General features: G+C 69.6%; 24 protein-coding genes. 13 read left to right on the top strand and 11 right to left on the bottom strand.

What is annotated here, in order from left to right; all coding sequences use genetic code 11:
- Position 1 precedes the first annotated feature (1 nt).
- The 5 genes from urtD to OG246_RS30820 all read right to left on the bottom strand — a co-directional run bounded on the left by urtD (position 2) and on the right by OG246_RS30820 (position 5,547).
- Positions 2-817, bottom strand: a complete 816-nt coding sequence (urtD, locus tag OG246_RS30800) for an urea ABC transporter ATP-binding protein UrtD (RefSeq protein ID WP_266470481.1) — start codon at positions 815-817, stop codon at positions 2-4.
- Complete coding sequence (gene urtC, locus OG246_RS30805) at positions 814-1,947, bottom strand: urea ABC transporter permease subunit UrtC (RefSeq protein WP_266470484.1); 1,134 nt, start codon at positions 1,945-1,947, stop codon at positions 814-816. The genes urtD and urtC overlap by 4 nt, the downstream gene beginning before the upstream one ends.
- The gene (gene urtB / locus OG246_RS30810; RefSeq protein ID WP_266470487.1) at positions 1,944-2,840 is read right to left on the bottom strand and encodes an urea ABC transporter permease subunit UrtB; all 897 of its coding nucleotides are present in this window, start codon (positions 2,838-2,840) and stop codon (positions 1,944-1,946) included. The genes urtC and urtB overlap by 4 nt, the downstream gene beginning before the upstream one ends.
- A gap of 63 nt (positions 2,841-2,903) precedes the next feature.
- Positions 2,904-4,127, bottom strand: coding sequence for an urea ABC transporter substrate-binding protein (gene urtA / locus OG246_RS30815; protein ID WP_266470490.1), 1,224 nt, complete (start codon positions 4,125-4,127; stop codon positions 2,904-2,906).
- A 307-nt stretch (positions 4,128-4,434) separates the two neighbouring features.
- Complete coding sequence (locus tag OG246_RS30820) at positions 4,435-5,547, bottom strand: substrate-binding domain-containing protein (protein ID WP_266470492.1); 1,113 nt, start codon at positions 5,545-5,547, stop codon at positions 4,435-4,437.
- A 78-nt stretch (positions 5,548-5,625) separates the two neighbouring features.
- Here OG246_RS30820 and OG246_RS30825 point away from each other — a divergent pair, with 78 nt between their 5' ends.
- From OG246_RS30825 to OG246_RS30845, 5 genes are all read left to right on the top strand, one after another.
- On the top strand, positions 5,626-6,072 hold the full coding sequence (locus OG246_RS30825; RefSeq protein WP_266470496.1) for a MarR family winged helix-turn-helix transcriptional regulator: 447 nt from the start codon (positions 5,626-5,628) through the stop codon (positions 6,070-6,072).
- 60 nt (positions 6,073-6,132) lie between these two features.
- Positions 6,133-7,584: an aldehyde dehydrogenase family protein gene (locus OG246_RS30830; RefSeq protein WP_266470500.1), complete on the top strand. Its 1,452-nt coding sequence runs from the start codon at positions 6,133-6,135 to the stop codon at positions 7,582-7,584.
- A 345-nt stretch (positions 7,585-7,929) separates the two neighbouring features.
- The gene (locus tag OG246_RS30835) at positions 7,930-8,817 is read left to right on the top strand and encodes a glycoside hydrolase family 19 protein (RefSeq protein WP_266470504.1); all 888 of its coding nucleotides are present in this window, start codon (positions 7,930-7,932) and stop codon (positions 8,815-8,817) included.
- Between the two features lie 85 nt (positions 8,818-8,902).
- Complete coding sequence (locus OG246_RS30840) at positions 8,903-9,808, top strand: aldo/keto reductase (protein WP_266470508.1); 906 nt, start codon at positions 8,903-8,905, stop codon at positions 9,806-9,808.
- Positions 9,809-10,273: 465 nt separating this feature from the next.
- Positions 10,274-10,405 (top strand): hypothetical protein, encoded by a 132-nt coding sequence (locus OG246_RS30845; protein ID WP_266470511.1) that lies wholly within the window; start codon positions 10,274-10,276, stop codon positions 10,403-10,405.
- A 13-nt stretch (positions 10,406-10,418) separates the two neighbouring features.
- Here the strand turns inward: OG246_RS30845 and OG246_RS30850 are convergent, their stop codons facing one another.
- Entirely contained in the window at positions 10,419-11,129 is a 711-nt protein-coding gene (locus tag OG246_RS30850) for a dienelactone hydrolase family protein (protein ID WP_266470515.1), read from the bottom strand.
- Positions 11,130-11,325: 196 nt separating this feature from the next.
- Between OG246_RS30850 and OG246_RS30855 the strand changes: the two genes are divergently transcribed.
- Positions 11,326-11,739 (top strand): VOC family protein, encoded by a 414-nt coding sequence (locus tag OG246_RS30855; RefSeq protein ID WP_266470519.1) that lies wholly within the window; start codon positions 11,326-11,328, stop codon positions 11,737-11,739.
- A gap of 33 nt (positions 11,740-11,772) precedes the next feature.
- Positions 11,773-12,843: an adenosine deaminase gene (locus OG246_RS30860; RefSeq protein ID WP_266470522.1), complete on the top strand. Its 1,071-nt coding sequence runs from the start codon at positions 11,773-11,775 to the stop codon at positions 12,841-12,843.
- On the opposite strand, the gene OG246_RS30865 is transcribed toward OG246_RS30860, so the two are convergent.
- Together OG246_RS30865 and OG246_RS30870 are read right to left on the bottom strand one after the other, a co-directional pair.
- The gene (locus OG246_RS30865) at positions 12,840-13,340 is read right to left on the bottom strand and encodes a DinB family protein (protein ID WP_266470526.1); all 501 of its coding nucleotides are present in this window, start codon (positions 13,338-13,340) and stop codon (positions 12,840-12,842) included. The two genes, OG246_RS30860 and OG246_RS30865, sit on opposite strands and share 4 nt — an antisense overlap.
- 52 nt (positions 13,341-13,392) lie before the next feature.
- Entirely contained in the window at positions 13,393-14,286 is an 894-nt protein-coding gene (locus tag OG246_RS30870; protein ID WP_266470527.1) for a LysR family transcriptional regulator, read from the bottom strand.
- A gap of 148 nt (positions 14,287-14,434) precedes the next feature.
- Here OG246_RS30870 and mgrA point away from each other — a divergent pair, with 148 nt between their 5' ends.
- Entirely contained in the window at positions 14,435-15,424 is a 990-nt protein-coding gene (gene mgrA / locus OG246_RS30875) for an L-glyceraldehyde 3-phosphate reductase (RefSeq protein ID WP_266470529.1), read from the top strand.
- Positions 15,425-15,505: 81 nt separating this feature from the next.
- Here the strand turns inward: mgrA and OG246_RS30880 are convergent, their stop codons facing one another.
- Positions 15,506-15,793 (bottom strand): DUF1905 domain-containing protein, encoded by a 288-nt coding sequence (locus OG246_RS30880; protein WP_266470533.1) that lies wholly within the window; start codon positions 15,791-15,793, stop codon positions 15,506-15,508.
- An 83-nt stretch (positions 15,794-15,876) separates the two neighbouring features.
- Entirely contained in the window at positions 15,877-16,254 is a 378-nt protein-coding gene (locus OG246_RS30885; protein ID WP_266470536.1) for a nuclear transport factor 2 family protein, read from the bottom strand.
- Positions 16,255-16,613: 359 nt separating this feature from the next.
- Here OG246_RS30885 and OG246_RS30890 point away from each other — a divergent pair, with 359 nt between their 5' ends.
- The 5 genes from OG246_RS30890 (at position 16,614) to OG246_RS30910 (ending at position 22,673) form a co-directional block, all read left to right on the top strand.
- Positions 16,614-17,024 (top strand): hypothetical protein, encoded by a 411-nt coding sequence (locus tag OG246_RS30890; RefSeq protein ID WP_266470538.1) that lies wholly within the window; start codon positions 16,614-16,616, stop codon positions 17,022-17,024.
- A gap of 98 nt (positions 17,025-17,122) precedes the next feature.
- Positions 17,123-19,456, top strand: a complete 2,334-nt coding sequence (locus OG246_RS30895; RefSeq protein ID WP_266470540.1) for an FHA domain-containing protein — start codon at positions 17,123-17,125, stop codon at positions 19,454-19,456.
- A gap of 5 nt (positions 19,457-19,461) precedes the next feature.
- The gene (locus OG246_RS30900) at positions 19,462-20,043 is read left to right on the top strand and encodes a hypothetical protein (RefSeq protein WP_266470542.1); all 582 of its coding nucleotides are present in this window, start codon (positions 19,462-19,464) and stop codon (positions 20,041-20,043) included.
- Between the two features lie 31 nt (positions 20,044-20,074).
- Positions 20,075-21,076: a serine/threonine-protein kinase gene (locus tag OG246_RS30905; RefSeq protein WP_266470545.1), complete on the top strand. Its 1,002-nt coding sequence runs from the start codon at positions 20,075-20,077 to the stop codon at positions 21,074-21,076.
- A 112-nt stretch (positions 21,077-21,188) separates the two neighbouring features.
- Positions 21,189-22,673 carry an alpha/beta hydrolase gene (locus OG246_RS30910; RefSeq protein WP_266470548.1) on the top strand — a complete coding sequence of 495 codons (1,485 nt, stop codon included), beginning with the start codon at positions 21,189-21,191 and terminating at the stop codon, positions 22,671-22,673.
- On the opposite strand, the gene OG246_RS30915 is transcribed toward OG246_RS30910, so the two are convergent.
- Entirely contained in the window at positions 22,670-23,983 is a 1,314-nt protein-coding gene (locus OG246_RS30915; RefSeq protein ID WP_266470551.1) for a streptophobe family protein, read from the bottom strand. The genes OG246_RS30910 and OG246_RS30915 overlap by 4 nt on opposite strands.
- Positions 23,984-24,075: the final 92 nt, after the last annotated feature.

Below are 24,075 nucleotides of genomic sequence, written 5' to 3' on the forward strand. Positions count from 1 at the left end.
CTCACGCCTCCTGTACGGCGACGCCCGCGGCGGCCTCGCCCATCGGGGCCTCGCCGGCCGGGGACTCGGTGGCCGGCGCCTCGGCCGCGTGCCCGAGATACACCTCCTGCACCTTCGGATCCGCCTGCACCTCGGCCACCGTCCCCTCGCTCAGTACCTTGCCCGCGTGCAGCACACTGACGCTGCGGGCGAAGGAGCGCATGAAGTCCATGTCGTGCTCGATGACAACGACGGTCCGTTCCTGGCTGATCAGCTCCAACAGCTCGCCGGTGGCCTGCCGTTCGTCGTGGCTCATGCCCGCCACCGGTTCGTCGAGCAGCAGCAGCCGTACGTCCTGGACGAGCAGCATCCCTATCTCCAGCCACTGCTTCTGACCGTGGGCCAGGGTTCCCGCCGGGCTGTCGGCGAGTTCGGTGAGGCCCACCGTCTCCAGTGCGCGGGCGACGGGCTCAGGTACGCCCTTTCGGCGGCGCAGCATCGTCAGCACGCCCCGGCCCGCGCCCGCCGCGATGTCCAGGTTCTGAAGCACCGTCAACTCATCGAAGACAGTGGCAGTTTGGAAGGTCCGTCCGATCCCCGAGCGGGCGATCCTGTGCACGCTGCGCCCGAGGATGTCCTCGCCGCCGAAGCGCACCGATCCCTTCGCCTTCACCAGCCCGGTGACGGCGTCGACCAGCGTCGTCTTGCCTGCGCCGTTCGGACCGATGAGGAACCGCAGATCGCCCGGGCGCACGTCGAGGTCCACTCCGTCGACAGCGGTGAAACCGTCGAAGGACACGCGCAGTTGCCGTATCTCAAGACCTGAGAGCTCACTCATACCGCTTCTCCCACAGGAAGGACGGGCGCCTTCTCGTCGATCCCCTGCTCATCGGCCGGCCGGGAAGACCCGCGCCGCCGCCGTACCATCCCCACCAGCGAGGCGAGTCCGCCCGGCAGGAACGCCAGGGCCACGATGAACAGCAGTCCCTGGAAGTAGGTCCAGGCCGCGGGGAACTCCTCCGACAGCGCCGTCTTGGCCCAGGCGACACCGACCGCGCCGAGTACCGCGCCCACCAGACTTGCCCTGCCGCCCACCGCGGCGCCGATGACCAGCTCGATGGACGGCACGATCCCGATCAGCGCGGGCGAGATGATGCCGACCGCGGGCACGAACAGCGCGCCCGCGAGTCCGGCCATGCCCGCCGCCACCACGTACGCGACGAGCTTCACGTTCGCCGGGTTGTACCCGAGGAAGCGGACCCGCTCCTCGGAGTCCCGTACGGCGACGAGGAGTTCGCCGTACCGGCTGTGGATCAATTGGCGGGCCAGCGCGATCAGGAGGAGCAGGACCGCGGCGATGATGAAGTACACCATCCGCTGGTTGACCGGGTCGTCGAGGTCGTAGCCGAAGAAGCCCTGGATGTCGGTGAGTCCGTTGGTGCCGCCGGTGGTGGCCTGCTGGCCGATCAGCCAGATGGCGAAGGCGGCGGCGAGGGCCTGGCTGAGGATCGCGAAGTACGCGCCCTTCACCCGGCGCCGGAAGATGAACGAACCGAGGATCGCCGCGACGGCCATCGGCAGCAGTACGGTCGCCGCGAGCGCGAAGAGCGGATTGGCGAACGGCTGCCACCACCAGGGGAGTTCGGTGGCGGTTCCGTACAACTGCATGAAGTCGGGGAGGTTGCCGGGCCCCGCGTCCGCGATCTTCAGGTGCATCGCCATGGCATAGCCGCCGAGCCCGAAGAAGACGCCCTGCCCGAGCGTCAGCAGTCCGCCGCGGCCCCATGCCAGGCAGATGCCGACCGCGACGATCGCGGTGCACAGGTACTTGGCGAGCAGCCCGAGCCGGAAGTCGGACAGCGCGAGCGGGGCCACGGCGAAGAGCACGACGGCGCCCGCGGCGAAGCCCGCCGCGGGACGCAGGGCCGTGAACCGCCTCTTGAAACCGGTAGGGGGAGTAGTGGTCATACGAGACTCCTCGTACGCAGCGTGTACAGCCCCTGGGGCCGCCACTGGAGGAACGCGACGATGGCCACGAGGACCAGCACCTTCGCGACGCTGACGGTGGTGGAGTACTCCAGGACGGACTGCAGCACGCCCAGCACGAAGGCGACGATCACGGTGCCCTTGAGCTGTCCGATGCCGCCGACCACGATCACCAGGAAGGCGTCGATGATCACGTTGGTGCCCATCGTGGGACCGATCGGACCGACCAGTGTCAGCGCCACACCGGCCACTCCGGCGAGCCCGGATCCGATGAAGAACGCGGTGCGGTCGACGCGTCCGGTGGAAATGCCGGACACCTCGGCCAGGTCCCGGTTCTGCACGACGGCACGGATCCGGCGGCCGAGCGGGGTGAGCCGCAGCGTCAGCGCCAGCGCGACGACCGCCGCCAGCGCCAGCCCGAGGATGAACAGGCGACTGTTGGCGAAGGTGAGCGGGTCGTCGCCACCGATGACGGTGATGTTCCCGGTAAGGACATCGGGCGCGCGAGTCTGCACATTGGGTGCGCCGAAGATATCGCGGGCGAGTTGCTGGAGCATCAGTGAGACGCCCCATGTGACGAGAAGTGTGTCGAGTGGCCGGAGGTAAAGGCGGCGAATCAGCAGCCATTCGAGGAGGGCGCCGAGTGCCCCCGACACGAGAAAGGCGACGGGCAGCGCGACGAGGAGCGAAATTCCTGCGTTGGAAATGGACTTCTGGAGGACGTACGTGGTGTAGGCGCCGGCCATGATGAACTCGCCGTGGGCCATGTTGATGACATTCATCTGGCCGAAGGTGAGCGAGAGGCCGAGCGCGATGAGCAGCAGAACGGCACCGATGCTGATGCCGGTGAACATCTGCCCGAGGATCACGGTCATGCGGCGACTCCGGGGAGGCGGGACGCGGGGGCCGCTTCGCGAAGGGCCCCCGCGCGCGGGTGATCAGGAGAGGCCGGCGGCCCAGTCGTAACCCTTGAGGTAGGGGTCCGGCTTGATCGGTTTGCCGGAGTCCCAGACCTGCTCGATCAGCCCGTCGTCACCGATCTTGCCGATACGGGCGGTCTTGTAGATGTGCTGGCTTGCGCCGTCGACCGTGACCTTGCCCTCGGGTGCGTCGAAGGTGATGCCGTCCGAGGCCGCCTTGACCTTCTCGGGGTCGAACGACTTGGCCTTCTCGACCATGGCCTTCCACAGGTAGACCGAGGTGTACGCGGCCTCCATCGGGTCACTGGTCGGCTTGTCCTGGCCGTACTTGTCCTTGTAGGCCTTCACGAACTTGGTGTTCGCCGCGCCCGGAGTGGTCTGGTAGTAGTTCCAGGCCGTCAACTGGCCCGCCAGGTACTGCGCTCCGATCGACTTGACCTCTTCCTCGGCGATCGACACGGAGACGACCGGCATGCCCTTGGCGGTCAGGCCCGCGGACTTGTACTCCTTGAAGAAGGCCACGTTCGAGTCGCCGTTGAGGGTGTTGAAGACCGCGTCCGCCTTCGACGCCTTCACCTTGTTGGCGATCGTGCTGAACTCCGTGGAGCCCAGCGGCGCGTAGTCCTCGCCGAGCACCGTCATGCCGTTGGCCTTCGCGTACGCCTTGATCTCCTTGTTGGCGGTGCGCGGGAAGACGTAGTCGCTGCCGACCAGGTAGATCTTCTTCTTGCCCTGGCTCTTGAGGTAGTCGAGCGCCGGGATGATCTGCTGGTTGGTGGTCGCGCCCGTGTAGAAGATGTACGGGGACTCCTCAAGTCCCTCGTACTGCACGGGGTAGAACAGCAGCGACTTGTTCTTCTCGAAGACCGGCTTGACGGCCTTGCGGCTCGCGGAGGTCCAGCAGCCGAAGGTGGCCGCGACCCGGTCCTCCGAGATCAGCTTCTGCGCCTTCTCAGCGAACGTCGGCCAGTCGGAGGCGCCGTCCTCGCTGATCGGCTTGATCTGTTTGCCGAGGACTCCGCCCGAGGCGTTGATCTCGTCGATCGCCAGCTTCAGCGAGTCGCGTACGGTCACCTCGCTGATCGCCATCGTGCCGGACAGCGAGTTGAGCAGTCCGACCTTGACGGTGTCACCGCTCACGTCGGCCTGGGCGGCCTTGTCGGACGTACCGCCCGCGTCGGTCTTCGCGCCGCACGCGGAGAGCGCGACGACGGCCGCGAGTGCGGCGGCGCCGGCCACCACCCGGCGTCGGAGAATATTGGAACCGCTGAAACTGCCGGAACCGCTGGAACCGCTGGACAAAAGAACCCCCTCGGGCTGTGGAGGAGACGACCTCCTGAAGTGCGGTCCACAGCCTCAAGTGACCCTGTTTCCAAGGTGTTTCGCGATACTTTCCCGGCGGTATCTTCCCGCTCTCATGAGGCGGTCGCGGGGAAATCCCGGGGCAACAAAAAATGCCCGGGGCTGAATTCGTGATCCGAATTCACAATTCGCCCGAGGCATTCTAGTTACTTCCTGTGGGAAGTATCTTGGCGGGAGCGCGGTCATGTCAAGGGTGGGAACCGTGAAGGTCGAGCTGGGCGACCACGTCGAAGCCGACACCGTCCGCCCGTGCCAGATAGATGCGTTGGCGGACATGGGCGCCCCGCAGATGGAGCAGGCCGCGCGGGCCCTCGTACGACACCGTCTCGGCCGCCGCTCCGATCGCCGACACGTCGAGCGTCCTGGCCCGGCCGACCAGCGCGGCCAGCAACAGCACGCCCTCGTAACAGGATTCGCCGAGGCTCCCCAGGGCCGGTGCCTCGATGCCGAATCGTCCGGCGTACTGGCCGTGGAAGTCGAGGGTGTCCTGGTTCGCCAGTGAGGCGAAGAACCCGGCGGTGCTGTAGAGGTCCACGGTGGCCGTCGGCCCGCTCGCCATCAGCATGTTCTCGTCCATCAGCGTGCTCAGCCGCAGACAGCGCGCGTCGAGGCCCGCCACGGCGAACGCCCGGTTGAAGCGCACCGCGTCGCTGCCGACGAGCAGCATGAGCACGCCGTCCGCGTCCGACCGCTCGATCCGGCGCAGGACCGCGTCGAAGTCGTGTGTGCCCAGGGGGAGATAGACCTCTCCCTGGATCCTGCCGCCCGCCTCCCGCGCGAAGGCGTGCGCGGCCCGCGCCGTACGACGGGGCCACACATAGTCGTTGCCTACGACGAACCAGCGCCGCACCCCGCGCTCATGGGCCAACAGTCCCATCGCGGGCCGCAGTTGATCGCGTGGTGTCTCGCTGGTGAGGAACACGCCCGCGGTGTTCTCACCGCCCTCGTACAGCGCGGTGTAGACGTACGGCACCCGATGAGCGATCCTCGGCGCCAGCGCCTGCCGCACCGAGGAGATGTGCCAGCCCGTGACGCCCTGCACGACCCCCAGGTCCACCAATGCCTCGACGTGGTCGGCGACTTCGCGCGGCCCGCTGCCGCCGTCGACGGGCAGCAGCCGCAGCTCCCTGCCGAGGACCCCGCCCGCGCGGTTGACCTCCTCCGCGGCCAGCTGTGCGCACAGTTCGCAGGTCGGTCCGAAGATCCCCGCCGATCCCTGCATGGGGAAGACGAGGGCCACCCGGAACACGGAGTCGTCTGCCGTGAACCAGTCGGGCGGAGGCGGATCGTGCCGGAACATGGAGTCATGATTTCGGGTCCGCCCGGTGAACTCCAGTCTGTCTCATACCATGTACAAACCCCGGGACCGAGGAGCAGGATGCCCACCCCAACTCCGCGTCAGCCCCAGGATCTGGCGCACCTCCTGACGCGGGCCGAGCGGCTGGCCGCGCGTCGGCTGCAGAGCGTGCTCGACGCGGACGGCTGCTCGCTCGACGCGTGGCGGGTGCTCGCCCTGCTCTCCGACGGCGAGGGGCATCACATGACGGCGATAGCCGAGGCCGCCTTCCTGCCGCCCCCGACGCTGACCAAACTCGTCGACCACCTCGTCGACCAGAACCTCGTCCACCGCCGCGTCGACCCGCTCGACCGGCGCCGCATCCTCGCGTACCTCACACCGCGCGGCCAGGCGTACTGGCGGCGCCTCGACCGTGAGGTCCGAGCCCAGTGGCCGGTGCTGAGCGACGGCGACGACGAACTGCTGCGGGCCCTGCTGGGGCGCCTTACGGACGCGCTCGACGGGGCAAGCGCCGACACCACGCGCTGACACCTTCCGCGGCAGCTGAAGGGAACTCTCCGTGACGCTAATCTCGCGGAGAGTGCTTTCGTGTGCCCGGAATTTATTTGGGCACCTGAAAGGTTGGTATATACATCCAGCTGTACGTTCGGCTTTACCGCCGGCTATCGAGTACGTCGCGCGGCCGCCCATCCGTCCGCGCCCGACCAGCGAGGCACCGTGAACCAGCCCACCACCGAACAGCCCGCCGACGTCGTCTCCCGGCTGCGCGCGACCTTCCGCTCGGGTCGCACCAAGCCCGTCGAATGGCGTACGACCCAGCTGCGCCGACTGCGCGAGCTGCTCACCACGCACGGCGAGGGCATCGCCGCCGCCCTCCACGCGGACCTCGGCAAGAGTTCCACGGAGGCCTTCCGCACGGAGATCAACTTCACCGTGCGCGAGATCGACCACACCCTGGACCACCTCGAGACCTGGCTGCGCCCCGAGTCCGCCCCGGTCCCGGCGCACCTCGGCGGCGACGCGACGGCCTGGACGCAGTACGACCCCCTGGGCGTCGTCCTGGTCATCGCCCCCTGGAACTATCCGGTGCAGCTCCTGCTCACCCCGCTGCTCGGCGCGCTCGCCGCGGGCAACGCGGTGGTCGCCAAGCCCAGCGAGCTGGCTCCCGCCACGTCCGCCGTCCTCGCCAGGTTGCTGCCGCAGTACCTCGACACCGACGCGGTCGCCGTCGTCGAGGGCGCCATCCCGGAGACCACGGCTCTGCTGGCCGAGCACTTCGACCACATCTTCTACACCGGCAACGGCACGGTCGGCCGCATCGTGATGCGCGCCGCGGCGGAGCACCTCACCCCCGTCGCCCTCGAACTCGGCGGCAAGTCCCCGGCGTTCGTCGACCGCGGCACCGACCTGGCCGTCGTCGCCGACCGCCTGGTCCGCGGAAAGTTCCTCAACGCCGGTCAGACTTGCGTCGCACCCGACTACGTCCTGACCGACCCCGAGACCGCCCGCGCCCTTGAGCCCGAGCTCACCCGGGCCGTCGAGGCGGTCTTCGGTGCCGAGCCGAAGACGTCCACCGAGTTCGGACGGATCGTCAACGAGCGGCATTTCGACCGGCTCAGCTCGCTGCTCGACTCCGGCCGTACGGTCACCGGCGGCGAAAGCGACCGCGACGTCAAGTACATCGCGCCGACCGTCCTGGCCGACGTCGACCCCAAGTCGCCCGTCATGGCGGAGGAGATCTTCGGCCCGATCCTTCCGATCGTCACGGCGGCGGACCTCGACGAGGCCATCGGCTTCATCAACGACCGCGACAAGCCGCTGGCCCTGTACGTCTTCACCGACTCGGACGTCACCCGGCAGCGGCTCGCCGCCGAGACCTCGTCCGGCGGCCTGGGCTTCGGCCTGCCGCTCGCCCATCTGACCGTCTCCGACCTCCCGTTCGGCGGGGTCGGCGAGAGCGGCATGGGCAGCTACCACGGCCGCTACTCGATCGAGACGTTCAGCCACCGCAAGGCGGTGCTGGAGAAGCCGCTCGCCTGAGGCGGGAGGCGGGAGTGACGAGGAAGTCGGGCCGTGGCCCGGGTCGGAAGCTGAACCGGCCCGGGCCACCGTGCTGTTCAAGTGTCACGGGTGTCATGGAATGCGCCGCTATCGGGCGTGCCGCTCAATTGTCGCCGGATGTCAGGGAGTTCAGCCGCCAACGTTGTCAGTTCGGCTTGGTCTAGACCTTGACTGGTACAGACCAATGCGATTGAGTGTGCCTCCACACCCCCCACCACGGCCGCCCCCGACGCCGTGCCAGGCTCGACCGGCGCGTGCGCGCAAGGCATCGCTTCGCTTTGCTCTTGGTCGGGTGCGGCCGTGCTCCGCAAAGGAGTTGATCCTGTGTCGAGGCGCCGCATCTCCGCACTCATGGCAGCAGTCGTCATCGGAACCGCCGCACCGGTGCTCCTGCCGGCCGCGAGTGCTTCCGCCGCGGCTTGTTCGAGCTACCCGAGCTGGGTCGCCGGCAAGGCGTACGTCACCGGCAACATCGTCCGCTACACCGACGGCAAGGCCTACATAGCCGAGCACGACAACCCGGGCTACGACCCCACCATCAGCACCTGGTTCTGGGAGCCCTACGCCTGCGACGGCTCGTCGACCCCCGTCGGGAACTTCCCCGTCACCGAGGCGCAGTTCAACCAGATGTTCCCGAGCCGGAACTCCTTCTACTCGTACAGCGGTCTGACCGCCGCCCTGAGCGCCTACCCGGGCTTCGCCAACACCGGCAGTGACACGGTGAAGAAGCAGGAGGCCGCCGCCTTCCTCGCCAACGTCAACCACGAGACCGGCGGTCTGGTCTACATCGTCGAGCAGAACACCGCCAACTACCCGCACTACTGCGACTGGAGCCAGTCCTACGGCTGCCCGGCCGGTCAGGCAGCGTACTACGGCCGCGGCCCGATCCAGCTCAGCTGGAACTTCAACTACAAGGCCGCGGGTGACGCGCTCGGCATCGACCTGCTCAACAACCCCTGGCTGGTGCAGAACGACGCCGCGGTGGCGTGGAAGACGGGCCTCTGGTACTGGAACACCCAGAACGGTCCCGGCACCATGACCCCGCACAACGCCATGGTCAACGGCGCCGGCTTCGGCCAGACCATCCGCAGCATCAACGGCTCCCTGGAATGCGACGGCAAGAACCCCGCGCAGGTCCAGAGCCGCGTCGACGCCTACAACCGCTTCACCTCGATCCTCGGCGTCACGCCCGGAGCCAACCTCTACTGCTGACGTCGGTCGGCTCGGTGAACGCGTCCGCACGAGCAGCGCCCTGAACACGTACACGTAGGGGCAAATCCTGTGCGAAGCTGCCGCGATGACCTCAGAGAAGATCACCGCGGCAGCCGCGGGCACCTGGAAACTCGGAGATCTGCCCGTCAGCCGCATCGGATACGGCGCGATGCGGCTGACGGGCAGTGCGGCCTTCCACCTGGGCGTACCGAGCAATCGTGAACGCTCGATCGCCGTGCTGCGGCGCGCGATCGAGCTGGGCGTCAATCACATCGACACCGCCGCCTTCTACTTCTCGTCGCTGCGCTCCGCGAACGAACTGATCAACAGCGCGCTCGCTCCGTACGCGGACGACCTGGTCATCGCCACCAAGGTCGGGCCGCACCGCGACTACTCGGGGGAGTGGGCCACCGCCGCCAGGCCGGACCAACTGCGCGGCCAGGTCGAGGAGAACCTGCGGCAGCTCGGCCGCGACCATCTCGACGTCGTGTATCTGCGCCGGATGGGGCAGGACTCCATCGCCGAGCACTTCGGCGCGCTGGCCGAACTGCGTGACGCCGGCCTGATCCGGCACCTCGCCGTCTCCGACGTCGAATCCGGACACCTCGCCGAAGCGCAGGCCATCGCGCCGGTGGTGAGTGTGCAGAACCAGTACGGCCTCGACTTCCCGGACCCCGAGACCGACGCCGTCCTGCGGACCTGCGGCGAGCAGGGCATCGCCTTCGTCCCCTTCTTCGCGATCGCGGGCAAGGGCGGCGCACACGGCGCGAGCGGCACCGATGACGACGAGGTGCTCGCCGTCGCGGGTGCGCACGGCGCGACCCCCGCGCAGATCCGGCTCGCGTGGACACTGCGACAGGGCCCGCACGTGCTCGCCATCCCCGGCACCGGCAACCCGGACCACCTCGACGAGAACGTGGCCGCGGGCGCGCTCCGGCTCACCGACGAGGAAATGACCCGCCTCGACGCGCGGCACACGTCGGGCGAGTAACTGCCCCGCTGTTCAGGACTCGGCCCCTTCGGGATCCACCACGGGTGTGCCCGGCGCCCCGAGGCGCAAGCCGTCGATGACCAGGTCGAGGAGCCGGGCCACTCGCGACTCCCCCTCCTCGCCGGGGGCCGGTCCGCCACAGGATTCCCAGCATCAGCAGTACGTCGTCGGGGTCGACGCCCAGGCGGATGCTCCCGTCCTGCTCGCAGGCGCGCAGCAGCATGGTGACGGCGCCGATGACCGCCTCGTAGATCTCCCCCGCGAGGCCGTCGTCGGCGAGGGAGTGCGGTACGTCCGACACGCCGTGCTGGTCATGACGTCCGCGTGCGCCGCCGCGACGCCACCCCCGGCCGGCCCGGACAGCATCAGCGACGAAACCCGCTGGACCGACACCGACGACCCGACCCTGACCGCCCACCGGAAGTCGAAGGCCGTCGCGGAACGGGCCCCGGCGCTCGGGCGGTCGTGCCGTACCTGGGACGCAGGCATCTGCACCCCGCCGACAAGGCGCGACGGATGCTGGCCTGGCAGCCGCGCCCCGCCGCCGAGACCGTCACGGGCTGCGCGAGGAGCCTCGCCGCCCACCAGGTGGTCTAGGTCCTCCGCGGGCTCAGCCCAGCTGCTCGTGCAGGAACGCCACCGTGCTCTGCCAGGCCTGCGCGGCCGACTCCGGGTGGTACACGCCCGGACGTCCGTCATTGAAGAAGGCGTGCTGGGCGGGGTACAGACGCAGGTCCGCAGTGATGCCGGACTGCTGCTGGATCGCCTCGCCCAGCTGGTCCAGGTTCTCCTTGGGGATGCTGGTGTCGAGTTCGCCGTAGTGCCCCTGGATCTGGGCCTTGAGGCCGGAGAAGTCGGGCAGCTCGCCCCGGATCACGCCGTAGAACGGCGCCGCCGCACTGACACGCGGGTCCGCCGCGGCCTGGTACAGGACGAAGCCGCCGCCCATGCAGAAGCCGACCGAGCCCACCGTGGCGGAGGTGACCTCCGGAAGCCCGAGGAGGTGGTCGACCGCGCCGGAGAGCAGCTCGACGCCGCGCGACACCGGCAGCTCCTTCATCATCCGCAGCGCTTCGTCGCTTTCGTGGGCGACATTGCCGCCGTACAGGTCGGGTGCCAGAGCGACGAAGCCCTCCGCCGCCAGCCGGTCCGCGACATTCGCGATGTGATCGGTGAGGCCCCACCACTCCTGGATGACGATGACGCCGGGCCCCTGCCCGGAGGGCGGCAGCGCCAGATAGCCGTGCGCGGTGGTCCCCGCACTGGGGAACGTCACGTTCTGATGGGCGGGGGCTCCGGTCGACTTCGGCAGCTCGGACATGGCACTCAACTCCTGTGGGCGCAGCGTCAGGTGGGGTCACGGCGGGGCCGGCCCCGAGTCGATCTCCACCATGCCATGCGTGCCTGTGCCGCCCACTCCCGGCCCTTGCGGCACCGCCCGCCCTCAATCAGGGGTGCCCGCAGGATGCCGTACCCTACGTGTTACGTATAACCCACGGAGCCCGCGGAGAGCCCTGATGAGACGTATCGCCCTGGTCACCCTCGTCGTCGACGACTACGACGAGGCGATCCGCTTCTACACCGAAGCCCTCGGCTTCCGGCTCGTCGAGGACACCCCGCGGCCCGACGGCTCCCGCTGGGTCGTCGTCGAACCGGGCACGGAAGGCCAGTCCACGGACGGCCAGGGCACCGGGCTGGTGCTGGGCCGCGCCAAGGACGAGGCGCAGCGCGCGCGGGTCGGCGACCAGACCGGCGGGCGCGTGGGCTTCTTCCTGCACACCGACGACTTCGCCCGCGACCACGCGCGGATGCGCGCCGCGGGCGTGACCTTCCTGGAGGAGCCGCGCCACGAACCGTACGGCTCGGTCGTCGTCTTCCAGGACCTGTACGGAAACCGCTGGGACCTGCTCCAGCCCGCCACCACCGCCTGAGCCATCGAACCGACCTGCCGAGGAAACACACGCATGACCGCGCCCCGCATCGACATCGACACCATCCGCCGGCTCCCCAAAGCCGTCCTGCACGACCACCTCGACGGCGGCCTGCGTCCCGCCACCCTGGTGGAACTCGCGGAGTCGGTCGGCCACACCCTGCCCACCACCGACCCGGACGCCCTCGCCGCCTGGTACTACGAGGCCGCCAACTCCGGTGACCTGGTGCGCTACATAGCCACCTTCGAGCACACCCTCGCCGTCATGCAGAGCCGCGAGGGCCTGCTGCGCACCGCCGAGGAGTACGTCCTCGACCTCGCCGCCGACGGCGTCGTCTACGGAGAGGTGCGGTACGCCCCCGAACTGAACGTGAACGGCGGGCTGACGCTCGCCGAGGTCGTCGAGACCGTCCAGGAGGGCCTCGCGGTCGGCATGGCGAAGGCCGCCGCCGCGGGCACCCCGGTCCGGGTCGGGACGCTGCTGTGCGGGATGCGGATGTTCGACCGTGTCCGTGAGGCCGCTGACCTGGCCGTCGCCTTCCGGGACGCCGGTGTCGTCGGCTTCGACATCGCCGGAGCCGAGGACGGCTTCCCGCCCGCCGACCACCTGGCCGCCTTCGAGCACCTGCGCCGCGCGAGCGTCCCGTTCACCATCCACGCCGGTGAGGCCCACGGCCTGCCCAGCATCCACCAGGCCCTCCAGGTCTGCGGCGCCGAGCGCATCGGCCACGGCGTCCGTATCACCGAGGACATCGTCGACGGCAAGCTCGGCCGCCTCGCGGGCTGGGTCCGCGACCGCCGTATCGCCCTGGAGATGTGCCCGACGTCCAACCTCCAGACGGGTGCGGCGACTTCCATCGCCGAGCACCCCATCACCGCCCTGCGCGACCTCGGCTTCCGCGTCACCCTCAACACCGACAACCGTCTGGTGTCGGGCACGACGATGACCCGCGAGATGTCGTTGCTGGTCGAGGAGGCGGGCTGGACCGTCGAGGACCTGCGCACGGTCACCGTGAACGCCCTCAAGAGCGCGTTCATCCCGTTCGACGACCGCAACGCCCTCATCCGCGACGTGGTCCTGCCCGGCTACGAGGCCGCGCTCTAGCCCAGCCCCCGTACATAGGCGGCCTGGCCGACATGCTGAAGATCGTCGGACAGGACGCTGACCAGGCGTACACCCAGGGTGACCGGCGGGTCCCAGCGCTCGTCCACGACGCGCTCCAGGTCCTTGGCGCCCAGTCCGCGGACGAAGGCCAGCGTCTGCGCGTGCACCGCGTCGTAGTAGCCGAGCAGCAGGTCGCCCGAGTCCACCCGGACCTGGGCGACCTGCTTGGACGTGTGGCCGTACCCGGTGTCCCGGTGCGGGAGCCCCAGCGCGAAGCGGTCGGCCCAGCCCTGGGAGAGCCAGACCTGTTCCAGCTCGGCGGCGTCGGCGAGATGGTCGTCCTGGATGCGGGTGAGATGCCAGATCAGCCAGGAGATGGAGTTGGCGCCGTCGGCGGGAGGCGTGTTGAGGCCGTCCGGGGGCAGTCCGTCGACCGCGGCGTGGACCTCTTCCTGGATGCGGCTGAAAGTGTCGATGAGGATGTCCTTGGCATGCATGCGTCCACCTTCGCGCACGGCGGTCCCTGACGCGCGCCGATTCCGGGGACCGTCAGGCCCGCTCTTCCCGGGCGTCGAGCAGGACCATCAGAGCCCGGGCCGCCGGACTGGTGGCGTCCGGCGGCGGCAGCATGGCGACCGTCTCGTAGGACGCCTCGGAGACGCCCTTGAAGGGGAGGGCGGTGAGATCGCCGGCCTCCCGCTTGAGGCCGAAATGGCGCGGTACGACAGCGATCCCGAGGCCCTCGTGGACGAGTTCCAGCAGGCTGTGTACGTCGTTGACCTCGAGCGTCACGTTCCGGTGGACGCCTGCGGCGGCGAAGGCCGCGTCCGTGGTGCGGCGCGGTCCCCAGTCGGGGTGGAAGTCGACGAAGGCCTCGCCGCCCAGCTCCTCGGGCGTGAGCACCGCGGCGGTCGCAAGGCGGTGCTCCGGATGGCACAGCACGGTCATCGGCTCGCTGGTCAGCGGGACCGAACGCAGCTGGTCGGTGTCCGCCTGGGTCCGCACGGCGAAGGCCAGATCGAGCCGCCCGGCGGCGACCTCCTCGGCCAGCGCTCCGGATCCCGCCTGCCTCAGACAGATCTCGACGTCGGGATGGCGGCGGCGGAACGCGGCGAGGAGCGTGGCCACGTGCACCCCGGCGATGCACTGTTCGGCGCCGAGGGTGAGCGTGCCGCGCAGCAGGCCCTGCACCGCGGCCACGGCGTCGTGGGCCGAGCGGACCTGAGCCAGGATCCGTTCCGCCTCGCCCAGCAGGGCCCGCCCGGCCGCCGTGAGTGTGACCCGGCGGGTGGTACGGACGAACAGCGGAGCCTGCAGCTCGCGTTCCAGGGCGCGGATCGAGGACGACAGGCCGGACTGCGACACCATGAGCCGCTCGGCCGCCCGGGTGAAGTGCTGGTCCTCGGCGACGGCGACGAAATGCTGGAGATGGCGCAGTTCCATGAAGGGCAAGGGTAGCCGCCGCCCCATAATCGCCATCGCCGATTGAGAAGCCCCGGCGCTGAATCCCATCCGATTCTCCCGTTGGACCGCTGCCCCGGCCGCGCGCGAGAGTGGAGACCTGATTTTCCCGGCATCTCAGGAGTACACGTTGTACACCGCACACACCGACCGTTACGCGGACATGCCCTACCGGCGCACCGGACGCAGCGGCCTGAAACTCCCCGCGCTGTCGCTCGGCCTGTGGCACAACTTCGGCCCCGACCGGCCGGCGGAGACCCAGCGCGCGATCCTGCGCCGCGCCTTCGACCTCGGCGTCACCCACTTCGACCTGGCGAACAACTACGGCCCGCCGCCCGGCGCCGCGGAGTCCGCCCTCGGCGAGGCACTCAAGGCGGACTTCACGCCGTACCGCGACGAGCTGGTCATCTCCACCAAGGCGGGCTACCTGATGTGGCCGGGCCCGTACGGCGAATGGGGTTCGCGCAAGTACCTGCTGTCCTCCCTGGACCAGAGCCTGGGCCGCATGGGTCTCGACTACGTGGACATCTTCTACTCGCACCGCCCCGACCCGGAGACTCCCCTCGAGGAGACGATGGGCGCCCTGCACTCCGCGGTCCAGCAGGGCAAGGCGCTGTACGTCGGCGTCTCCAACTACTCGCCGGAGCAGACCCGCGAGGCCGCCCGCATCCTCGGTGAACTGGGCACCCCGCTCCTCATCCACCAGCCCCGCTACTCGATGCTCGACCGCCGCGCCGAGGAAGGGCTCCTGGACACCCTGGACGAGCTGAAGGTCGGCTCCATCGCCTACTCGCCGCTGGATCAGGGCCTGCTGACGAGCCGTTACCTCGACGGCATCCCGGAGGGCTCGCGGGCCGCCGGCGACAGCCCGTTCCTGACCGCGGACACGCTCACCGAGGATCTCGTACGCCAGTTGCGCGCCCTCGACGAGATCGCCAAGTCCCGCGGCCAGTCCCTGGCGCAGCTGGCGCTGGCCTGGGTGCTGCGTGGCGGCCGGGTGACCTCCGCGCTCATCGGCGCGAGCAGCACCAAGCAGCTGGAGGACAGCGTCACGGCCACCCGCGCCCTGGACTTCGACCCGGAGGAGCTGGCCCGGATCGACGCGATCATCAAGGCGTGAGGCACACGACCTCGCGGTCGGACGGTCCGGGGCCGACCTCGCCCCCGGACCGGTTCGTCCACAGGCTCCACGCGCCGGCCGCTACGCGTTGAGCCGTTCCTCCAGGCGCACGGTCACCGTGTCGCCCTCCGCTTTCCCGATCGCTTTGCGTACCTCGGCCTTCACCGGCAGCATGTGGGTGCCGTCTCCGAGGGCCATGAAGGAACTGCGGAAAGAGTGGCCGTCGATCGTGCCGCTGACCTTGACCAGTCCGCGGGTCCCGAAGAACGCGACGGACTCCGGCCATTTCACATAGGTCCAGCCGCCGGCCTCCGGGCTCTTCCTCAGAACCGCGGTGAAGTGCGCATTCACCTTGCTCACGGTGCTCATGGGATCCTCCCTTTTCGTAGCCGCCCTACTCAAGAGACCACCGTGAGCCGAAAATCTCATCGCGGAGTCACACAGGGACGGCCCTAAGCGGGAACGCGGTCCAGAAAGCCGTGCACGCTCCGGATACGGTCCTCGCCGTCGAGAGTGATCACGTCGAATCCGGCGACGGGCGCCGAACCGTCCGCCTCGTCGACCAGCTCCCAGCCGAAGCGGGCGATGTCGTGATGCCCGTCGACCGCGCCCGTGAGGCGGAAGGCGAAGCCCGGGAACTGCTCGTGCGCCGCGGCGATCACGGCGGCTATCTGTCCGTGGCCGCGGACCTCGGCCAGCGGGTCGGTGTAGCTTCCGTCCGCGGCCCATGCGGCGGCGACTGCTTTCGTGAGCGCGTCGGGCTCACCCGCGTTCCAGGCCTCGAAGTAGCGGGCGACGGCATTCTCGTAACGCTCGTTGCTTGCGGACATGGTTGATCAGCCTCCATCGAGACGGGGTTCTCACTGGTCAGGGACCGGATTTCGGCGGGTGGTGCCCTGCTGGGTTCCGGTACCGCAACCATGCCCGGAGACCGTCGGCGGCGTCGATTACCTCGCAGGTAAGGGCGCTCGAGCGTGTTTCGGCCAAACCCGGCCGCGAATATGCCAGGAGACTGGCTGGAATGGCATGGTGACAGAGTGTCAGGAGTGGCGATACTCAAAGTCAAGGGCAATTCAGCCAAGCCCGCACAGCGTCATCATGCACAGCAGCAGCGCCATCATGCACAGCAGACGAGCCGCAGGGAAAGCGAGGCAGTACCGGCAGCGAGCGACGCGATGGGGGAGCGATCGTGCACGACGAATTCCTGTGCTATGTCACCGCTTACGGAATATGCGGCGGTCAGCGAGTCGGCGTGCCGCTGGGCAGCTATCGCGCGCCCACCCTGGCGCTGGCCCTGTGGTGGATGCGAGACCGTGCCGCGTGGATGGCCGAGCGGCTCGACCCGCAGCCCGAGGATCCGACCTTCCCGCCGAACTCCATCGCGCCGGTGGGGGCAACCGTCCCCGACGTGCCGAGCGTGCTGCGTGCCTGGTGCGGCGACTCGACGCAACAGGAGCTGGTCGCCGATGACTTGGCCGCCGGGAAGCTCGTCCGCGTCGCCACCAACGACGACACCACCGAGTACGAGTTGATGGCCGAGTCCGTGGACGCGCGGCGTATGCAGCGGACCGCCTCCGCACTCGGCACCTCGGCGGCCTGACCGCTCGCACCGGATCGCGTGTGGGGCGAATGCGTCCGTCCGCACCGGACGGATAAGCCCGTCGGGCGAATAAGTGCGCGAATAGCTAGAATTCAGACATGGCAGAGCGGCCGGCCGCACCCATCGCTCCCGAACTCGTCCTCGAAACCGAGACGGGCTTCACGGTGATGAGTCCCAGCCGCGACTATCACGTCGGACGCGACCCATTGAGCGATGTCGTCATCGACGACGCCCGGGTCTCCTGGCACCACGCGGTACTGCGCCCCGACGCCGACCACTGGACGATCGAGGACGAGAACAGCACGAACGGCACGTACGCCGACGGCAGGCGCGTCCATGAGTGGGGCGTCGGACCTGGCAGCGTCATCCGCTTCGGCAACCCCTCCGACGGCCCCCGGGCGGTACTCGTCGACCGGCCTCCGGAACGTCCCTCGGCCGTCTCCCTGCCCTTGGCCACCGGCACGTTCCGGCAGCCCACCACCGTACGGCCGCTGCCCGCCCGCACCGTCCGCATCGGCCGCGGCGGCGACAACGACCTGGTCATCGACGACCTGGTCGTCTCGCGACGGCACGCGGAACTACGGGCGCAGCCGGAGGGGACGTACGAGATCGTCGACCTCGGCAGCCACAACGGCACGTTCCTGAACGGCCAGCCCGTCGCCCGTGCGCCGGTCACGCCCGGTGACATCGTCGGCATCGGCCACTCCGCGTTCTGCCTCGTCGGCGACCAGCTGCAGGAGTACGTCGACACCGGCGAGGTCTCCCTCGATGTCCAGGACCTCGTGGTCGCTGTCGACCACGGGCGCAAGACGCTCCTGGACCAGGTGTCGTTTCCCGTCGGCGAGAAATGCCTGCTTGCCGTCGTGGGCCCGAGCGGCGCCGGGAAATCCACGCTCCTGAACGCCCTGACAGGCCAGCGTCCCGCTGACCGCGGCACGGTCCTGTACGACGGCCGCGACCTCTACCGCGACTACGCCGAACTGCGCCAGCGCATCGGCCTCGTCCCGCAGGACGACATCCTGCACGCGCAGCTGACCGTGCGCAAAGCCCTCGCGTACGCCGCCGAGCTGCGCTTCCCGCAGGACACCGCGAAGGCGGAGCGGCGGGCGCGGGTCGACGAGGTGATCGGCGAGCTGGGCCTCGAGCAGCGCGCCGACCAGCCCATTCACAGTCTGTCGGGCGGCCAGCGCAAGCGGGTCAGCGTGGCCCTGGAACTGCTGACCAAGCCGTCGCTGCTGTTCCTGGACGAGCCGACGTCCGGCCTCGACCCCGGTATGGACCGCTCCGTGATGCACATGCTGCGCGGCCTCGCCGACGACGGCCGCACGGTCATCGTGGTCACCCACAGCGTCCTCAGCCTCGACGTCTGCGACCGGCTCCTGGTGCTCGCGCCCGGCGGCAAGGTCGCCTACTACGGCCCGCCCGAGGACGCTCTCGCGTTCTTCGGCTACGAGGAGTGGCCTGAGGCGTTCGAGGACTTCGAGCGGGACCACGACCGGGACTGGGCGGGGGACTACCGGGAATCGCCGTTCCACCGCCAGTACATCGACAACTCCACCTCGCAGCCGTATCTGGCGCAGGCCGCCCCGGTCGCCGCCGTCGGACCGCCGCCCAAGGCCCAGAGCTGGGGTTCCCAGCTCGGCACCCTGGTCCGCCGCTACGCGGCCGTGCTCAGCGCCGACCGGACCTTCCTCGCCATCATGATCGCGCTGCCGTTCGTGATGGGCGCGATGGCCCGGGCACTGGCCGGCAGCGAGCTGGTCCAGGATTCGGTGATGGACGCGCTGCTCATCCTGTGCGTCGGCGGAGTCCTGACGGGCGCGGCCAACGCTGTGCGCGAGCTGGTCAAGGAGCGGGTGATCTACCAGCGCGAGAGAGCCGTCGGCCTGTCCAGATCGGCGTACCTGATGTCCAAGATCGTGGTCCTGGGCACGGTCACCGTGGTGCAGGCCGTCGTCCTGACTTTGGTCGCCCTGCTCGGCGTGGACCTCAACGCACCCGACGGGAAAGGCGTGCTCATGCCGCCGCTCGTGGAGATCACGGCTGCCGTGGCCCTGCTCGCCTTCACGGCGATGATGCTCGGCCTCTTGGTCTCCGCCCTGGTGCGCAAGGAGGAGGTCACGATGCCCCTCCTCGTGCTGCTCGCCATCGTCCAAGTCGTCTTCTGCGGCGCGCTCCTGAAACTGCACGGCGTGCCCGGCCTGGAGCAGTTCTCCTGGCTCGTGCCCGCGCGCTGGGCCTTCGGCGCGATGGCGGGGACGATCGAGCTGGCCAAGATCGTCCCGGACGATACGACCGCCGACCCGCTGTTCCGGCACGAGACCGGCGTGTGGCTGCTCAACATGGGGATGATGGTCGTCCTCTCCGTCGTCTTCGCGTACGCGGTGATTCGCCTGCTCCGGAGACACGAACCCGCCGTCATGCGGAAGTAGACGCGATGACGACACCCGACTTCCGCCCCACCCACGTGATCCCCCAGGACGGCCTGCCCGCCTGGGAGTCCCCGGACCCGTCCCGCCCCACGGTGCCGCTCGACGCGCTGCTGCCCGTCCAGCTGATCGACCGGCTCGGCGACTGGGGCCGGGTCGTCTGCGCCAACGGCTGGTCGGCCTGGGTCGACGGCCGCCTGCTGATCGCCGTACCGCAGGCACCGCCCGCCGCCGGCAGCCCGCTCACTCGCACAGCCGACCCGCGCCCGCTCCTCGCCCGCGTCGAGGAGGCGCTCACCCGCTATCGCAGCGCCGCCGAGGATCTCGCGGACGGGCGGCTCGACGGACAGTCCTTCCGCGGCCGTACGCAGGGGCAGCGGATCGGGGTGATCGTCGACGGCGAGTCCCTCTGGCTGTACGACGGCGAGCACGAGCGATGGGTGTACTGCGACGGGACGCGGCTCAGCACCTTCGCCGCGTCGGAGAAGCCTGCCGCAGCGGCACGGGAGCCCGCGCCGAAAGATGCGCCGGTGGGCCGGGAACCCACGCGGGTCGTGGCGTACGAGGAAGACGACCGGAGTGACGTCTGATGGGCGTCGAGGACGACCGGAGTGATGTCTGATGGACGACGGCGGGCGCCACGACACCAGCATCTTTTCCGGGCGCCCGTCCGACCTGATCGGACGGCAGATCGCCGGCTACCGGATCGAGCGGGAGATCGGCCGCGGCGGCATGGCCGTCGTCTACCGGGCCAAGGACCTGCGCCTCGACCGGACCGTCGCCCTCAAACTGCTCGCGCCGGAGCTGGCCCGCAACGACACCTTCCGCGGCCGCTTCACCCATGAATCTCGGGTCGCGGCCGCCATCGACCACCCGAACATCGTGCCGGTCTTCGAAGCGGGCGAGACGGACGGCGTCCTGTACATCGCCATGCGGTACGTCGCCGGACGCGACCTGCGACATCTGCTCGACCGCGAGGGCCCGTTGCCGGTCAAGGTGGCCGCCCGGATCGCCGTCCAGGTGGCCTCGGCGCTCGACGCGGCGCATGACCACGGGCTGGTGCACCGGGACGTGAAACCCGGCAACATCCTGGTGGCCCAGGGCACCGACAGCGACCACCCCGAGCACGTCTACCTCACGGACTTCGGTCTGACGAAGAAGTCGCTGTCGCTCACCGGGTTCACGAGCGTCGGCCAGTTCGTCGGAACGCTCGACTACGTGGCTCCCGAGCAGATCTCGGGCAAGCCGGTGGACGGCCGGTGCGACGTCTACAGCCTCGCCTGCGTCGTCTACGAGACGATGGCCGGGAAACCGCCCTTCCAGCGCGATGACGACATGGCGCTGCTGTGGGCCCACCAGTACGACGAGCCGCCACCGCTGACCGAGAAGCGGCCCGACATCGCCGCCCCGGTGGACGCCGTACTCGCGAAGGCGCTGGCGAAGAGCCCCGACGACCGCTACGACTCCTGCCTCGCCTTCGTGGCCGCGCTGCGGGTCGCCGCGACCGGCGCCGTGGAAACCGGCCACGCGCCGACACAGGTGGACCGGCGGGCTGTCGGAGCCCCCGAGTTCCGTCCGCCGCCGGAGCCGCCGGACTGGGCCCGGCCGGTGTTTTCGGGGTGAGCCGCCTCCGAGGTCTCTAGGGGGCGAGTCTGTCCTGCGGGGGTAAACCCCCCTCAACACAGGCCAGTTGGCGGGATGTGACGATCGGCGTAGATCGGCGAAGCTCGTCCGCATGACGAAGATCAAGCGAAACGCCGCCCTGCTCGCCGCCTCCGCCGCCGTGCTCAGTCTCACCGCACCACTGACCGCGACGGCGTCGACCTCCGGTGCGCCCGCACCGCTCGACTGGGTGAAGTGCGAGGGCAGCGGGCTCGATCCGCGGCAACAGTGCGCGACCGTCGAGGTGCCGATGGACTACGCCGACCCCGGTGGCGAGAAGATCCGCATCGCCGTCTCCCGGATCCCCAGCGAGAACCCGCAGGCGCGTCGCGGCGCCCTGCTGCTGATCCCCGGCGGGCCCGGCGGCTCCAGCCTCAACAACCCTTCGGGCAAGGGGCAGGACCTGCCGCAGGAGGTGCGGGACGCGTACGACCTGATCGGATTCGATCCCCGCGGGCTCGGCCGCTCCACCCAGGTCACCTGTGGTCTGGAGTACAGCGACCTCGCCACGCCGAAGCTGCGTCCCTGGCCCGCCCCCGACGGTTCGATCACGGAGAACATGGCCACCGCACAGCGGATGTCGGACGCCTGCGAGCGCAACGGCGGCGAGCTGATCCAGCACATCAGCACCGCCAACGAGGCCCGTGACATCGACCGCGTCCGGGCGGCGCTCGGCGAGCGGAAGCTGTCCGCGTGGGGTGTGTCGTACGGGACGTATGTCGGCGCCGTCTACAGCCAGTTGTTCCCGAACCGCACCGACCGCATCGTGCTGGACAGCAACGACGACCCCGACCACACCCGGGTCTCCCGGGCCTGGCTCGCCGGTCACGAGGCGGGCGTCGAGGACACCTTCCCCGAGTTCGCCAAGTGGGCTTCGGCGCCCGGCAATCCGGACCGGCTGGCCGAGACGGCGGACGAGGTGCGGCCGCTCTTCCTGCGCCTCGCCGCGAAGCTGGACCGCGAGCCGATCCCCTGGCCAGGCGCGAACCCGGCGGAGCTGAACGGCAATGTGCTGCGCCAGACCATGCTGGACAGCCTCTACGCTCCCAGCGGCTTCCCCGACCTGGCCCAGCTGATCCTGGCCGCACAGAAGGGCACCCTGCCGCCGGCGCCCCCCGCTCCGCCCGAGTCGGTGCTGCAGAACGTCACCGCGGTCGGCGCCGGGACCCTCTGCAACGACATCGCATGGCCCAAGTCGGCCGCCGCGTACGAGCAGGGGGTCGCCGAGAGCCGGGTCAAGTACCCGCTGACCGCCGGCATGACCAGGAACGCGATGGTCTGCGCCGCCTGGCCTTTCACACCGAAGGAGCCCCCGGTACGAATCACCGACCGCGGCCCCGCCAACATCCTGCTCATCCAGAACGAACGTGACGTGGCCACCCCGCTCAGCGGCGCCCTGAACCTTCGCAACGCCCTCGGAAAGCGCGCCACCATGGTCACCGTGAACTCCACCGGACACGACGCCTACCTCGCCAACGGCAACGCGTGCGGCGACCGAACCGTCTCGCACTTCCTGGCGACGGGGGAGCGCCCCCACCGGGACACGTACTGCCGTTAGCCGGCGCGGACTCCGGGTTCCTCGGCGTCGATCTCGCCCTTCCGGTGGACGCCCTTCGCCATCAGTCCGCCGAGGAACCCGGTGACCAGCCCCCACAGCACGGCGAACCCGAGCGCGGTCCACACCTTGGGCCGTAGGAAGAGTTCGCCGCTCAGACCGCCGCCGATGTCGCCGATGCCGAGGAGCGACAGACCGTAGTGCGCGGAGATCCTGCCGACGAGACAGATCATGAGAACGGTCAGCGCGAGCGCGACCGCCATGTGCACGGCGTGCTGCCACAGCCGCATCCGGGCCGGTGAACGCGCGGCCATCAGGAACGCGGCCGCGAGGAGCAGCACCGCGTCGACGACCAGCAGCCACCACACCTTGCCGTCGAAGTCGGCGAGCGTACTCAGATTGAGGGTGGAGATGTCCGGAGTGCGCAGCACCTCGTCGAGCAGATGCGGCATCGGCAGCCCGAAAGGCCCGTCCACACGCCCGGTCCACGTGGCGCCCAGGCCGAGCGTGAAGGCGAGCCAGACGAGGTTCGGCAGTCCGAGGAGGATCACGGCGAACGTCTCGGCGGTGTGCCCGCGCGTCACCGCGACCACCAGAGCGATGACCAGGCCCAGGGCGACGTACGTCAGCAGCAGCGCGACCATGGCGAACGCCGCCGGGCGCACCGACTCCTGGAAGCGCAGCAGCCGGGGCGGGAGCGGGGCCCCGCGCGAGACCAGCAGAGCGAGGACGAGGATGCCCGCGAGCCACAGCACGCCGAAGACCAGCGTCAGCGGCACATCGGTCTCGAAGCCGACCTTGGGCGAGGCACCGAACAGGTCGCCGATGTCGCCGATCGCTCCGTCCCCGAGGGGGATGGTGAAGTCCTGGCGGGCGAAGAGCGCGAGTCCGACGAGGGCGAGCAGCCACAGGACGGCGATCCGGGCGGCCCACCCGGCCAGTTCGGGGGCTCCGGCGACGGCGCGGTGCCGCAGCGGCCGCAGGAACCCGGCGGCGATCACCAGCGCTCCTGCAAGCGTGACCGACAGGGGAATCACCGTCAGGCCCGCCTGGGTGTCGGCGATCACTCCGGCGTCGCCCGAGAGCTCGATGGTGCCGCCGACGGATGTCACGACGGTGGCCGCGACCACCCGCGGGAACGCGTTGTCGGGGAGGTCCGCCGCACCGGCCGCCCACAGCCCCAGCGCGGCGACCACCCCCATGACGATCAGCCCGGCCAGCACCGCCAGAACGGCCTGGAGCCAGCCGTGGCGGGCGGCCGACTGGTCTCCGTGGCGGACAACTGCCTGGTCGGACGGTGTCTGGGGGATCACGCTGCCACGCTAAGCAGCGCCGACGAGGTCCGCCCGCCGGGAGGGGCCGACCGCGTCAGCTTGCGGACGGTACGGGACCGGAGCACACAATG

It is taken from the genome of Streptomyces sp. NBC_00620, assembly GCF_026341825.1.
In the GTDB taxonomy this organism is placed as follows: Bacteria; Actinomycetota; Actinomycetes; order Streptomycetales; family Streptomycetaceae; genus Streptomyces.